This is a genomic window from Pseudomonas sp. FW507-12TSA, from assembly GCF_058781435.1.
Genome location: NZ_JBYSWT010000032.1, coordinates 47457 through 61099, shown reverse-complemented (window position 1 = coordinate 61099; position 13643 = coordinate 47457). Strand labels below are relative to the sequence as shown.

At 65.9% G+C, this 13643-nt stretch carries 15 protein-coding genes; 10 read left to right on the top strand and 5 right to left on the bottom strand.

The window, feature by feature from the left end; genetic code table 11:
• The first annotated feature begins 9 nt into the window (after positions 1–9).
• Positions 10–423: an LIC_13387 family protein gene (locus tag AC3WK8_RS25720; RefSeq protein WP_085599999.1), complete on the top strand. Its 414-nt coding sequence runs from the start codon at positions 10–12 to the stop codon at positions 421–423.
• A 41-nt stretch (positions 424–464) separates the two neighbouring features.
• A complete protein-coding gene (locus AC3WK8_RS25715) occupies positions 465–1079 on the top strand; it encodes a hypothetical protein (protein WP_085599997.1) in 615 nt (204 codons plus the stop codon).
• Between the two features lie 143 nt (positions 1080–1222).
• On the opposite strand, the gene AC3WK8_RS25710 is transcribed toward AC3WK8_RS25715, so the two are convergent.
• Positions 1223–2116, bottom strand: a complete 894-nt coding sequence (locus tag AC3WK8_RS25710; protein ID WP_103326703.1) for a LysR family transcriptional regulator — start codon at positions 2114–2116, stop codon at positions 1223–1225.
• 143 nt (positions 2117–2259) lie between these two features.
• Between AC3WK8_RS25710 and AC3WK8_RS25705 the strand changes: the two genes are divergently transcribed.
• Positions 2260–3795: an MFS transporter gene (locus AC3WK8_RS25705; protein ID WP_178088068.1), complete on the top strand. Its 1536-nt coding sequence runs from the start codon at positions 2260–2262 to the stop codon at positions 3793–3795.
• A 73-nt stretch (positions 3796–3868) separates the two neighbouring features.
• On the opposite strand, the gene AC3WK8_RS25700 is transcribed toward AC3WK8_RS25705, so the two are convergent.
• Together AC3WK8_RS25700 and AC3WK8_RS25695 are read right to left on the bottom strand one after the other, a co-directional pair.
• On the bottom strand, positions 3869–4054 hold the full coding sequence (locus tag AC3WK8_RS25700) for a DUF2188 domain-containing protein (protein WP_068584415.1): 186 nt from the start codon (positions 4052–4054) through the stop codon (positions 3869–3871).
• 93 nt (positions 4055–4147) lie between these two features.
• Entirely contained in the window at positions 4148–4354 is a 207-nt protein-coding gene (locus AC3WK8_RS25695) for a DUF6021 family protein (protein ID WP_022643570.1), read from the bottom strand.
• A 161-nt stretch (positions 4355–4515) separates the two neighbouring features.
• On the opposite strand from AC3WK8_RS25695, the gene AC3WK8_RS25690 reads away from it, so the two are divergent.
• The 7 genes from AC3WK8_RS25690 to AC3WK8_RS25660 all read left to right on the top strand — a co-directional run bounded on the left by AC3WK8_RS25690 (position 4516) and on the right by AC3WK8_RS25660 (position 10440).
• Positions 4516–5139, top strand: coding sequence for an HAD family hydrolase (locus AC3WK8_RS25690; protein WP_103326701.1), 624 nt, complete (start codon positions 4516–4518; stop codon positions 5137–5139).
• A 371-nt stretch (positions 5140–5510) separates the two neighbouring features.
• Entirely contained in the window at positions 5511–5699 is a 189-nt protein-coding gene (locus AC3WK8_RS25685; protein ID WP_022643568.1) for a DUF1843 domain-containing protein, read from the top strand.
• Between the two features lie 36 nt (positions 5700–5735).
• Positions 5736–6362: a DUF1842 domain-containing protein gene (locus AC3WK8_RS25680; protein WP_022643567.1), complete on the top strand. Its 627-nt coding sequence runs from the start codon at positions 5736–5738 to the stop codon at positions 6360–6362.
• Positions 6363–6413: 51 nt separating this feature from the next.
• Positions 6414–7034 (top strand): DUF1842 domain-containing protein, encoded by a 621-nt coding sequence (locus AC3WK8_RS25675; protein WP_085599991.1) that lies wholly within the window; start codon positions 6414–6416, stop codon positions 7032–7034.
• A gap of 135 nt (positions 7035–7169) precedes the next feature.
• On the top strand, positions 7170–8636 hold the full coding sequence (locus tag AC3WK8_RS25670) for a GDL motif peptide-associated radical SAM/SPASM maturase (RefSeq protein WP_103326699.1): 1467 nt from the start codon (positions 7170–7172) through the stop codon (positions 8634–8636).
• A gap of 174 nt (positions 8637–8810) precedes the next feature.
• Positions 8811–9227, top strand: a complete 417-nt coding sequence (locus AC3WK8_RS25665) for a VOC family protein (RefSeq protein ID WP_103326697.1) — start codon at positions 8811–8813, stop codon at positions 9225–9227.
• Between the two features lie 433 nt (positions 9228–9660).
• Positions 9661–10440, top strand: a complete 780-nt coding sequence (locus AC3WK8_RS25660) for a helix-turn-helix transcriptional regulator (protein WP_022643561.1) — start codon at positions 9661–9663, stop codon at positions 10438–10440.
• 41 nt (positions 10441–10481) lie between these two features.
• On the opposite strand, the gene AC3WK8_RS25655 is transcribed toward AC3WK8_RS25660, so the two are convergent.
• Entirely contained in the window at positions 10482–12440 is a 1959-nt protein-coding gene (locus AC3WK8_RS25655; RefSeq protein WP_085599983.1) for a MacB family efflux pump subunit, read from the bottom strand.
• A gap of 2 nt (positions 12441–12442) precedes the next feature.
• Positions 12443–13594 carry a macrolide transporter subunit MacA gene (gene macA, locus AC3WK8_RS25650; protein WP_085599982.1) on the bottom strand — a complete coding sequence of 384 codons (1152 nt, stop codon included), beginning with the start codon at positions 13592–13594 and terminating at the stop codon, positions 12443–12445.
• Positions 13595–13643 lie beyond the last annotated feature (49 nt).

The following is a 13643-nucleotide window of genomic DNA, read 5'->3' as shown; positions in this document are numbered from 1 at the left end:
GGATGAATCGTGTCGGCATCTGCCCTGCTCATCGCCGGCGCAGCCATCGTGCTGCTGCTCGGTACCCTGCACCTGATCTACACCTTCGCCACCGACAAGTTCCAGCCCCGCGACCCGGCCCTGGCCGAACGCATGCGCGCGGTCGCCCCGGTGATCAGCACCCAGACGAGCCTGTGGCGCGCCTGGATCGGTTTCAACGCCAGCCATAGCCTGGGCGCCATGCTCTTCGGCCTGGTCTATGGCTACCTGGCCTGGCTGCATCCCGAGCTGCTGCAACAGGCCCCGGGGCTTTTGTACCTGGGCCTGGCCTTCCTCGCCGGGCTGTGGGCCCTGGCCGTCCGCTACTGGTTTCGCATCCCGCTGCTGGGCATCAGCCTGGCCTTGCTGCTGTTTGCCGTCGGCAGTGCACTGGCACTCGCCTGAACCTGCACCGCAACCACCCTTCACCTTCATCGAGTTGACCCATGCCCCGCCTGTTCACCCTCTGGTCCTGGCTCTACCATCCCCTGTGCTGGGTCGCCGTCGCGGCGCCGCTGGCGCTGATGGTGTTTTGTGACGTGCAATTGATTGTCCCGCGGGATGTCGGCGGCACCCTGTTCGGCGGTTCAATGGGCTTCATCCTGTACCTCAGCATCTGGCTGGCGTGTGCCCTGGGCCTGGGCCTGGCCTTGCTGACCCGGGTGCCCGGAGCTCGCCTGGCCTGGATCGGTGCCGGTGTGGCGCCTTTGCTGCTGGGCGCCTGGTGGCGGATCAACTACCCGGACGATGCCGACGGCAACCTGATGTTCAGCCCCATGGCCCGGGAGCTGGACTACGCCATGGCCATTGGCTGCGCCTTCATCTACAGCGGCGTGCAACTGCTGCGCCGGCGACGCCTGGCACCACGCCCTGCGGCCACCAGCGCCGATGAGCTGTTCCTGCGCACCATCTGGGCACTGATCCTCGCGGCGCTGTTCATCCTTCCTCCCTTGAACGCCATGCGCCAGCGGGCCCTGCCCTATTGCGCATTCAACAAGGCGGGCGAGCAGTTGAGCGTATGCCTGGGCGGTGGCCCGGAGGAGCGGGTGATCATCGACTGACGCCTGTCAGAAGTCCCCGCCGAAACCGGTGTGCGGCGCAGCGTCCCGGCGCCGTCGCCCGGTTCGATTGAATATTCAGTTTGGCCCCAGGCCGGAGATCGGGCAGTCCCGCCCTATTCGAAGCCGGCATCGGGCACCTGCTGCTACAGCTCGTCGAGCACTCCGGGGCCTGAGCGAGCCTGGCTGCGCGGTTCGCGAAAGGCGCTGGCGATGACACGAAGGGACTCACGGGTGCGGGTGTCCGACAGCTTGGAATGCATCACCAGCTTGGACGATGGCAGGCCGGGCAGGTCGAAACGCTGAGAGACCTCCACCAGTTCCGCCGGAGCCAGGCGGCAAGGCAAGACGCCCACCGCCAGCCCGGCAGAAATTGCCGCGATGACGGCGGACACCCCGCCACCGACGAACACCTCGATCCAAGGGATGGTGGCACGATCGAGCGACATTGCAGCAAGATCCCGCACGCCGCATTGCGGGCTCAGGCTGGCGACGCGCAAGGGTTCGTCCCGGTTGAATTCAAAGTCTGCGGCGGCGAACCAGCCGAAGGTTTCGACGCACAACACGTTGCCGTCACGGCGATCCTCACAGTCACGAATGATCACCGCATCCAGCACCCCAGCATCGTAGTCATCGAGCAGTGGCCCGACGCTGTCGAGCCGTACCTCGATGGACAAGCCCGGGTCCATGGATTTCAACCGAGCCAGCAACGTGGTGATCTCCGGCCCCATGACATGGCAGGCCATGCCGAGCTTCAGGTGCTTGCGCTGGGTCGCGAGGTTGGCCAGCGCCCGCTCGTGGGCCGCAAGAAAGTCCCGAGCCGACTCGATGAACAGCTCGCCCTTGATGGACAGCCGCACATGGCGCGGAGTGCGCTCGATCAGACGATGCCCGAGCTTGTCTTCCAGGCGCTTGAGCTTGACGCTGAGCGCCCCCTGGGTAGTGCCCAGGAATTGCGCGGCACGGGTGAAACTCTGCGAATCGGCGATGACCACGAAAGCCCGGACCGAGTCCACGTCCAGGGTGAAATTGGCGACCATGGAACCATTCCAAATTGTTGTCATAGATATGGCGGGTGATTCTATTTCGTTGTGTTTAGCATCGCTACCGCTTGATCAGCGCTGCCCGGGCGTCCCGGGGTTCTTTCAACCCGCGCTGATTCGATCCAGGAGTGACATGCACAATGAGCGCAATCGCATCATCCAGAAATCGGATCGCCCTGCTGGCGGTCTGCCTGTCCGCCACGATGCTCGGTTTGGAAATCACCAGCATCCCCGCCATCCTGCCCACGCTTGAACACACATTGGCCGCCGACTTCCGGCAACTGCAATGGATCATGAACGCCTACACCATCGCGATGTGCGCCATGCTCATCGCCATGGGCGCCTTGGCCGACCGCTATGGCCGCAAGCGCCTGTTCATGCTCAACGTCGCGGCTTTCGGCGTGGCGTCACTGGTCTGCGGCCTGGCCAGCAATGCCCCGCTGCTGATTGCCGCGCGCTTCGGCCAGGGTGTCAGTGCCGCAGGGATGCTGGCCTGCCAGGTGGCGATCCTCTCCCAACAGTTTCGCGAAGGCCCCGAACGGGGCATGGCGTTCTCCTGCTGGGGCGTGGTCTTCGGCTTGGGCCTGGGCACCGGCCCGGTGGTTGGCGGGGCGATCCTGGCGGTTTCGAGCTGGCCATGGGTGTTCCTGATCCATGGGGTCCTGGCGGTGCTCACCCTTGTCCTGACCCAACGCGGGGTGCAAGAGTCGGCCGACCCGCACACCACCGGTATCGACATCGGCGGCATGATCACCTTGCCACTGGCGGTGTTCGGTTGCGTCTACCTGATCACCCAGGGCCAGGAGCTCGGCCTCGGGAGTGCCGGGGCAATGGGCGTGCTGGCGGCCAGCCTCGCCTGCCTGCTGCTGTTCGTCGTGATCGAGCGCCGGGCCGAACGACCCATCTTCGATTTCAAGGCCTTTGGTATCCGCAACTTCTCCGGAGCGCTGCTGGGGGCCTGCGCCATGAACTTCAGCTTCTGGCCCTTCATCATCTACTTTCCCCTCTACCTGCAGTCGGCACTGGATTATGACGGCGTGCAGTCCGGGCTGATCGTACTTACCTACACCCTGCCGATCTGCCTCGTGCCGCCCTTGGCGGAGAAGATGCTGGCCAAGCACGGCCCTGGCTGGGTGATCCCCCTTGGGATGTTTGCCATAGCCCTGGGATTTGGACTCCTGGGCCTTGTCGCCACCACGTCCTACGCCGGTTGGGCCAGCCTGCTGCCTGGCTGCCTGCTGGCAGGCGCAGGAGTCGGCCTGACCACCACCTGCGTCACCAACACCGCCACCGGGGCCCTCCCAGCGGAGCGCGCAGGCATGGCCTCTGGCATGGAGTTCAGTGCGCGGATGATTTCGCTGTCCATCAACATCGCCGTGATGGGATTGATCCTGGGGCTGGGAGTCTCCTGGTCGCTGGAGCAAAGCCTGGCCCCTCTCGGGGTCCAGGCGGACCGTGCCCTGCTGGACGCTATCTGCGCAGGCAACCTGCGGGCCGGTGAAGCACTGGGGGTTTCCATCGACACGGCGCGTAGCGCATTGATGCAGGGAATCGGCTGGGTCCTGGGCTACGGGGCCAGCGCTACCCTGGTCCTGGCGTTACTGGCGCTGCGGGTCTTTGGCAAGTATCGGCCGCGCAGCCTCTGGCCCGTAGCCGACCTGGCCGAGGGTGACTGACGCAGCACCGGCCAACGCAGCTAGCGCGCAACGAAAAGCCCCGGACGAACCAGGGCTTCTCGTTGCCAGTCAGCTATCGTGCGGTGGGCCTGGGCCGGTCCTTGCGCACCGGCAAGGCAGCGGCGAAGGCCAGGGCCTCTTCCCGGGTGCCGAAGGTGGCAAGCCGGTCGCCCGGGGTGCAGACCTTCCAGGGTCCGTTATTGACGCTCAGTACCTGATAGCCATTGATCTGCATCTTGTTCAGCAGTGGCGTACTCATACACACCTCCCTCTCGTCAGCAAGCCTGGGGCTGGCCGGTCCACCTTACACCCGCACGTGGAACCGGCGACTGCCGCATGTCGGCGCGACGGCTCACTTCTTCAGGTTGGCCAGGGGGTCGTAGGCCCGGGAGCGCTTGCGCTCGTGCTCGGGGCGTGGCCGGTCCAGCGGCGCCCTGGCCGGGCCCACCGGATCGACCTGAGGGTCCTCGAGATCCGGCGAGTCAGGGTCGAAACCCGGCTCATGGCGGCCGCTGGCGTGCTCGGACGAACTGGGCCCGGTGGGTGGCTTGGTGCTCATGGGGCTCCTCCTGCTCGGGGCGACTGGACGACGGTTAAAGACATAGATCGTCTTGCGCCGCGAGGGTGCCGTCGACCGGACCAATGGCGCGGTTGCATTGCAATGCACCATCCGGCACCGCAGGATGACGCCCTGGCCCTCAACCGCTTCAGGAAATGTTCATGACGATTCGTGCTGTGGTTTTCGACTTCGGTGGCGTGCTGTTCGACTGGAGTCCCCATCATCTGTACCGGCAACTGATCCCCGACGACCAGCGTCGCCAGTGGTTCCTCGACACCATCTGCACCCAGGCCTGGAACACCCGGCAAGACGCCGGTCGCAGCCTGGCCGAAGCGACCCGCAGCCTGGTGGCCGAGCACCCCGAACAGGCACCGTTGATCGAAGCCTATTACGGGCGCTGGGTGGAAATGCTGCGCGGGCAATTGGACGACGGCGTGGCCCTGCTGGAGGAACTGCACCGGGCGCGGATGCCGCTGTTCGGCTTGACCAACTGGTCCCGCGAGACCTTCCCCCATGCCTGGGACAACTACCCCTTCCTGCGGCGCTTCCGTGACATCGTGGTCTCCGGCCAGGAGCGGCAGCTCAAGCCCGAGCCGCCGATCTACCACACCACGGTGCAACGCATCCGCGCCCACCTGCCGGACATCGCCCCCGGGGAACTGGCATTCATCGACGACCACGAACCGAACATCGTCGCGGCCCGGGCACTGGGCTGGAATGCCATCCACCACCTCAACGCGCAGCAGACCCGCACACAATTGCAGGCGCTGGGCGTCAGCCTCTGACCACCCGCCACCCCTCGATCCAGCCGTTGCGGCCTGACACAAGGTGGCGCCTGACACACCGCGCCGCACGCCTTTGGGGCGCTGCGCGACCGTACGCGGCCTCGCAGGCGCGACAGCGGCTACAAAGGCTGCGTGGGGGTCGCCACGGGCGGCAAGACAGCCGCGCTATCGCCCCGGGCAATCAGCCCTATCGCCCTTTGGAATCAGCAGCCGAACCCCCGCAAACAGCCGCTCATCCGGCGTGAATCCACCGGTCGGAAACCCCTGGAATCAGTGTGCCATTAGCCGGCCTTTTCCAACGGCGCTGCTTAACTGCAAAAGCTGCCGAGTACCGCAGCATTTCCCCCCAATCACCACGGAAGGCACACGCCATGAGCAATGCACCGCACCATGTGATTCCCCCCTATGGAGTAGCGATCCAATCGGCGATCTCCGAAGGCCAGCTGCCGCAGATGAAAGCCTTGCTGGCCAAGCGCGACAGCAACCAGGCCGAGCCTGCGGAACTGCGCGCCGCCTATGAACAACTGGCCAAGGAAGTCGCCCGCCTGGAACGGCACTGACCGCTGTTCCCCTGTCACTGTATGGAGGCAAAGCAAATGTCCGGCTCCAACGCACAAGAAAGCCTGTTCCCCCTGAGCTATCGCATCGGCACCTCGCAACCCGGAGCGCCGAACCTGCAACTCAACCTGCTGGTCTACACCCCCGAGCGCAGCCTGCGTGGCAACTCGTCGATCACCCAGGCGGCCAGCCCGCCGCTGGACCTGCAGACCGACGACTGGGGCCAGTACACCTACCTGACCGTGACGTCCGGCACCAAGATCCTCCTCAGCGTCGCCGGCAACCAGGGTGGCCCGGGCGCGAACTCGATCATCACCTTCAAGCTGCAACTGGTGGTCGACGACGACTGGAAGCAAGGCGTCGCCAACTACCAGTTCTACAACGGCCATACCTGGTCGACGGTGAACAACGCACCGGCCTACCTGGAGAACAACATCCAGTCCAGCAGCCTGTCCCGGCCCCAGCCCCACGGCCATGCCCATCATCCGCTGCCACCCCTGGCGGCGCTGTACGCGGCCCCGATCCACGGCGCCATCGCCAGCGGCGACCTGGCGCAGATGAAGAGCCTGCACCGGGTAGCGACCCAGCAACTGGAGCAGCTGCCGCTGATCCGCACCGCGCTGGATGCCGCCAAGTCCGAGATCGCCAGGCAGGAGCGGCGCTGAGCCCCGGGCCCGGCACACTTCGACGCATCCATCACGCCAAGGAGTAGCAGCATGACAACTGGACTGTTCCATACCCGCCTGATCATCACCAACCCCGTGGTCGGCGCACCGATCCTGACCCTCGACCTGCTGGTCAACACCGTGCAGAAAACCGTCTCCGGCCTGGCCCAGGTGACCCAGAGCACTTCGCCGCCAGTGCGCTTGAGCGCCGACGTCTGGGGCAACTACTCGCAGATCAAGCTCGACCAATCCAGCGAGGGGCACCTGGTGCTCAACCTCGCGGGCAACCCCAGCGGCCCCGGTAGCCAGAGCGCCGAAACCTTCCACTTGCAGGGCCTCCTCGGCCTGGACTGGGCCAGTGGTTTCGCCAGCTATCGCTTCAACTACCAGGGCCACTGGCACGAGGTGCAACACGCCGCCGTCAGCCCGGCCCCGGTGGAACAGGCGGCGCAGGCCGAGCCCCAGGGCCGGGCCGGCAATGCGGCCGAGCAAGCGCACCTGCACCCGCACCCGCTGTACGCCGTGGCGTTGCAGCAGGCGCAGGCCAGCGGCGACCTGGCCCGGCTCAAGGCCCTGGTGGCCCAGGCCGAGCAGCAGGTGGCCAACGGTGAGCGGCTGAACAAGGCCGTGCAGCAGCTGCAGGTGGAAATCACCCGCCTGGAACAACGCTGAACCCGGCTTCCGGGACCGGCCCACCACGGCCGGCCCCGGACCGCAGGACAACCGACCGCGCCACTGTCGCTCAAGGAAGGCGCGCCTATTTCCATGGGTTGGTGCCGCGCACCGCTGGGTGCGCAAGGATCTTTCATGTCAGACCATCTCCCCGCCCGCTACCTCAGCGAAAGCGATATCAAGCGCTACGTGCCTGTGCACGTGGTCTGGGAAATCACCCTCGCCTGTGACCTCAAGTGCCTGCACTGCGGCTCCCGGGCCGGCCACCGGCGCCCCGGCGAGCTGAGCACCGGCGAGTGCCTGGAAGTGATCGACGCCCTGGCCGCCCTGGGCACCCGGGAAGTCACCCTGATCGGTGGCGAAGCCTATTTGCGCAAGGACTGGACCCGACTGATCCAGGCCATTCACGACCATGGCATGTACGTGGCGATCCAGACCGGTGGGCGCAACCTGACCCCGGCCAAGATGCAGGCGGCGATAGACGCCGGGCTCGATGGCGTCGGCGTGTCCCTGGATGGGCTGGCACCGCTGCATGATGCGGTGCGCAACGTTCCCGGCTCCTTCGCCAAGGCCCTGGACACCCTGCACCGGGCCAAGCAGGCCGGGCTCAAGGTCAGCGTCAACACCCAGATCGGCGCCGCCACCCTGCCCGACCTGCCGGCCCTGATGGAGCTGATCATCGAGGCCGGCGCCAGCCATTGGCAGATCCAGCTGACCGTGGCCATGGGCAACGCCGTGGATCACCCCGAGCTGCTGTTGCAGCCCTACCAGTTGCTGGACGTCATGCCGCTGCTGGCCCGGCTGTACCGCGAAGGCAGCGAGCGCGGGCTGCTGATGAACGTCGGCAACAACATCGGCTACTACGGCCCCTACGAACACCTGTGGCGCGGCTTCGGCGACGAGCGCGTGCACTGGAGCGGTTGCGCCGCCGGGCAGACGGTGCTGGCCCTGGAGGCCGACGGCACGGTCAAGGGCTGCCCGTCCCTGGCCACCGTGGGCTTCTCCGGCGGCAACGTGCGCAACATGAACCTGCACGATATCTGGCACTACAGCGAAGGCATCCACTTCGGCCGGCTGCGCTCGGTGGACGATCTCTGGGGCTACTGCCGCACCTGCTACTACAACGATGTCTGCCGGGGTGGTTGCACCTGGACCTCGCATTCGCTGCTGGGCAAGCCGGGCAACAACCCCTACTGCCACTACCGGACCCTGGACCTGGCGAAAAAGGGCCTGCGCGAACGTATCGTCAAGCTCGAGGAAGCAGGCCCGGCCTCGTTCTCCGTGGGTCGCTTCGACCTGATCACCGAACGCATCGACAGTGGCGAAACGGTCTCCAGCGTCAGCGACAGCGGCCAGGTGATCAAGCTGGCCTGGGTCAACCAGGGCCACGCGTCCCCCGAGGAAGGACGTGTCCCTGCGCGCCTGGCCCTGTGCCGGGCCTGCCTGCAGTACATCCATGGCCATGAAACCACCTGCCCGCATTGCCAGGCCGATATCGCCAGTGCCGAGGCTCGGCACCAGGAAGACCGCCTGCGCCAGCAGGCGCTGATCAACACCCTGCACCAGTTGCTCGGCCTGCCCCAGGAGCAGCCCCGCCTGTAGCGCCACCGGCCGCCCCGGGCGGCCGGCTATAAGCCCTGGGCGAACCATAGGAAAAGCGTCTAAAAAAATCCCTCGCGCCTGCTCGTTCGGCGCTTTGCTATGCAATATCCACCGATGCCGCCAAGGCTGTCGGTTTCTCCAGGGTCCGCCCTGGCCGCACAAGGAAAGTACGCGATGAAGATCAATCCCTACCTGGTATTCAACGGCGATTGCCGGGCCGCCTTCACCTTCTATGCCCAGTGCCTGAACGGCACCCTGGAAATGATGCTGACCTTCGGTGAGAGCCCGGCCCGCGACCAACTGCCGGCCAACTGCCATGCCCTCATCATGCATACCCGACTCAATATCGGCGACCAAGTGCTGATGGCCTCGGACAGCACCCCGGACCTGCCCTACGCCGGCATCCGGGGTTGCTCCATCGCGTTGAACATCGACAACGCCGCCGAAGCCGAACGGGTATTCAATGCCCTGCTCGAGCAAGGCAGCGTCCGCATGCCCCTGGAGGAAACCTTCTGGGCCGAGCGTTTCGGCATGCTGGAAGACAGGTTCGGGGTGTCGTGGATGGTCAACTGCGAAAAAAAGACCCACTAGCCCACGACCCAGCCAACGGCTTCAAGACCTCGCGCCCCTGATCGGACGCGACCAACTCCAGGCGCTGGCGCAGTAGCGCCAGCGGGACTTTCCTCGAATGGTCCGGTGAGGGTGATCAAGCCGGCCAGCCTAACTCCCACGCGAGCGTGGCAAGCGCCAGGACGGGTACAATTCTTGTGCCGGCAAGGCCCGATCGAAAATTTTTTTACCCCGGCAAAAAGCCGCGATCCCCCCGCCAGCCGGCGCCTTGCGGGCAGCGCGGCGGTCTAGGACGCGGACTTTTGCGCAACTTCATCAAACGGCCACCGAATCCCTGTACTAGGATACGAAGCGCCCTTTGGTCGATCTGCATGAAACAGGAGTTAAACAGGCAGTCGACCAAACCCGTTGCTATAAGGCAGCCCTTCCCCACTTCACATTCATGGATGAAATGATGAACTCACAAGCACTGTTCCCCCATATCGGCAAGGTCATCGCCAGCACCGGCAGCCGCCGCTTTCCACGCATGCTGCACGACCTGATCCTCACCCAGCTGGCGGTGGACGCCACCCATATCACCCAGCTGCGGGCAGATCCGGAACAGGCCAGCGAAGGTCATCGGCGCAGTGCCGTGCACCACCGCCATCCCCTGCACGACAAGCCGGCCAACGACGATCCACTGCTGCGCGCGGCCTTTCCCGAGCAGAGCGCCGAGTCCGGCCCCGCCCTCCTGCGGCGCCGTGGCCCCGGCAAGGACACGGCGCAGCTGCACCTGACCGTCCGCAAGGATGCCTACCAGTACGTGCTCTCGGTGTACCGCAGCAACCAGGCCCGCAGCTTCTCGCCCCAGGAACGCCTGCTGCTCGAAGACTTCTCGCCGCTGCTGCTGCCCATGGTGGAAAAGCACATCAGCGCCCTGCAGCCCCGCGGCCAGGACGGCGAGCAGGACAACACCGCCGTGGAGGGCCTGGAGACCCTGCGCCTGCGTTTCGCCGACCGCCTGGCACAGTCCGGCCTGAGCCTGTCCAACCGCGAGATGGAAGTCTGCGTCGGCCTGCTGGCCGGGCGCACCGCGCCACAGCTGGCCGAGCAGTGCCAGCTCAAGGTCAACACCGTCGAGAGCTACCTCAAGCGCGCGGCGATCAAGCTGGGCATCAGCGGCCGGCACTCGCTGCTGCGCTGGATGTACTCGCCCCAGGAAGCCGCCGCGCCGGTCGCCGCCAACGCCGAGTAAAGCTACCGCGGCGCCGGTGTCCGGCGCCGCGCCGCCCGGCGTCAATCCCGGGCCAGGGCTTCGATCGGATCCAGGCGCGCCGCGTTGCGCGCCGGGACGAACCCGAAGACCACCCCGATCAGCGTCGAGCAGGCGAACGCAGTAATGATCGAGCCCATGGAGAACACCATCTCCCACTCCTTGATGAACAAAGTGAACAGGTAGCCGATGGCGAAGGACAGGGCGATGCCGATGGCGCCGCCGATCAGGCAGACCATCACCGCCTCCACCAGGAATTGCTGGCGGATGTCCGACTGCCGCGCCCCTACCGCCATGCGGATGCCGATCTCGCGGGTGCGCTCGGTGACCGACACCAGCATGATGTTCATCACCCCGATGCCGCCCACCAGCAGGGAGATCACCGCGATCAGCGATAGCAACAGCGCCAGCGAGCGGCTGGTGCGCTGCACCGTCTGCATGATGCTGTCCAGGTTGTTGGTGAAGAAATCCTTGGTGCCGTGGCGCTGCTCCATGAGCTTCTTGACGTGCTCCTCCACCACCTTGCTCGGCTGGCCGTCCTTGATCTTCACGCTGATGCTGTCCAGGTGGCGCTGGCCCAGCACCCGCCCGGCGGCAGTCTCGTAGGGCACCCAGACGTTGAGCAGGTTGGCCGCGGTGAACAGGTTCTTGTTCTCGGCGGTGACGCCGATCACCGTGCACGGCAGGTTGCCCACCAGGATCACCTGCCCCAAAGGATCGACATCCGGGCCGAACAGGCGATTGCGGGTGTTGTGGTCGATGACCACCACCTGGGCCTGGCGCCGGGCGTCGTTCTCGCTGAAGGCGATGCCGGCGGCCAGCTTGATGTCGCGGACCTTGAAGTACAGGTGGCTGACGCCGTTGACCGTGGCATTGAGGTCGATGTTGCCGTAGCGCAACAGCAGGCTGCGGCCGACCATCGGCGTGGCGCTGTCGACGTAGTACAGCTGGTTCAGGGCGGTGACGTCGGCGGGCATCAGGGTCTGGATCCCCGCCGCCCGGCTGTCGCCGAAGCTGGCCCCGGGAAAGATGTCGATGGTGTTGCTGCCGATCGCCTGGATGTCCTTGAGCACGTAGCGCTTGGCGCCCTCGCCGATGGCCACGATGGACACCACCGAGGTGATGCCGATGATGATCCCGAGCATGGTCAGCAAGGTGCGCATGCGGTGCGAGACCAGCGCCACCCAGGCCATCACGAAGGCCTCCTTGAACAGCCCCAGGCTGGCCACCAGGCGCCGGCCCGCAGCCGCGCGGGCGCTCACCTGCGGTGGCGCCTCCAGCTCCTGCGGCGGCCTTGGGTTGGCCCGGTCGCTGACGATCTCACCGTCGCGCACTTCGATGATGCGCTCGGCATTGGCCGCCACCTTGGGATCATGGGTGACGATGATCACCGTGTGCCCGGCGGCGTGCAGCTCCTGGAGAATGCGCATCACCTCCTTGCCGCTGCTGGTGTCCAGGGCCCCGGTAGGTTCGTCGGCGAGGATCACCTCGCCGCCGTTCATCAGCGCCCGGGCGATGCTCACCCGCTGCTGCTGGCCCCCGGACAGCTGGTTGGGCCGGTGCTCCAGGTGCCCGGCCAGGCCCAGGCGCGCCAGCAGCTCGCGGGCCCGGCCATGGCGCCGGGCCTGGGGACTGCCGGCGTAGATCGCCGGGATCTCGACGTTGTGCATGGCGTTGAGGTGGGGCAGCAGGTGGTAGCGCTGGAAGATGAAGCCGAAATAATCGCGGCGCAGTTCCGCCAGGGCCTGGTCGTCCAGGTCGCGGGTTTCCCGGCCATTGACCTGGTAGCTGCCGGCCGTGGCGTAGTCCAGGCAACCGAGGATGTTCATCAGGGTCGACTTGCCCGAGCCCGAGGCGCCGGTGATGGCCACCATCTCCCCGGCCTCGATGCACAGGTCGATGTTCTTCAGCGCCAGGAACTCACGCTCGCCGGCCTTGAAGCTGCGGCTGATGCCCTTGAGCTGCAACAGTGGCTGGGTCATGGTCAGGCCCCCGCCGTGCCGGACAACGGATCACCGATCACCACCTTGTCGCCCTCGGCCAGGCCGTCCTTGACCTGCACCTTGACGTTGTTGTTGATCCCGGTGCTGATGTTGCGCAACTGGGCCTGGCCCTTGGCATCCAGCACCCGGACCGCGAAGCTGCCGTCGGCATTGCGCGGGCCTAAGGCCGCCACCGGCACCATCAGCACATCCTTGGCGGTGTCCAGGACGATGCGCACCTGGGCGGTCATGGAGATGCGCAGGCGGTGGTCGGGGTTGGGCACATCGAACAGCGCGTTGTAGAACACCGCGGTGTTCTGCTTGGGGGTACCGGCCGGCTGGGTTTCGAGAAAGTTCTGCGGCGCCGGTTCCGTGCCCCGCAGCTTGGCGTAGTAGCGCTTCTCGGATTCGCCGAGGATGGTGAAGTACACCTGCTGGCCGGGGCTGATGTGGATCACGTCGGCCTCGGACACCTGGGCCTTGACGGTCATGGTGTCCAGGTCGGCGAGCTTGAGCAGCACCGGCGCCAGCTGGTTGGCGATCACGGTCTGGCCTTCCTGGGTCACGATCCCCACCACGTCGCCGTCGATGGGCGCGACGATGCGGGTGTAGGCCAGGTTGACCTTGGCCGTGTCGATCTGGATCTGCGCGCTCTTGATCTGCGCGTCCAGGGACATCAGGGTGGCGCGCTGCACCTCGTAGTTGGACTCGGAGGTATCGAAGTCCTGCTTGGAGATCGAGGCGTCCGCCTGCAGCTCGCCATAGCGCTCGTAGATGGCCTTGGTTTCCTTGAGCTGGGCAGCGGTGGCACGGCGCTTGGCCTGCAGGTTTTCCTCGTCCACCTCGGCCTGGCGCAGGGTGTTGCGCAGGACCAGGGGGTCGATCTCCGCCAGCCACTGGCCCTTCTTCACCTTGTCCCCGACCTTGACCTTGAGGGACTTCAATTGCCCGGAGACCTGGGCGCCGACATCCACCTGCTTGATGCCTTCCAGCAGCCCCGAGGCCAGCACTGCGTTCTCGATGTCGCCCCGTTCGACGATGGCGGTCAGGTACTGCGGCGGCTGTGCCGGCGCGCGCACCGTATAGAAAATCAATCCGGCCACGACCACCAGCAACAGCCCCATACCGATCTTGCGAAACTTCGACTTTTCCATAGATGACCACGAGTACGTTGAGGGTTGGCGGCGCCGGCCAGCGGCGCGC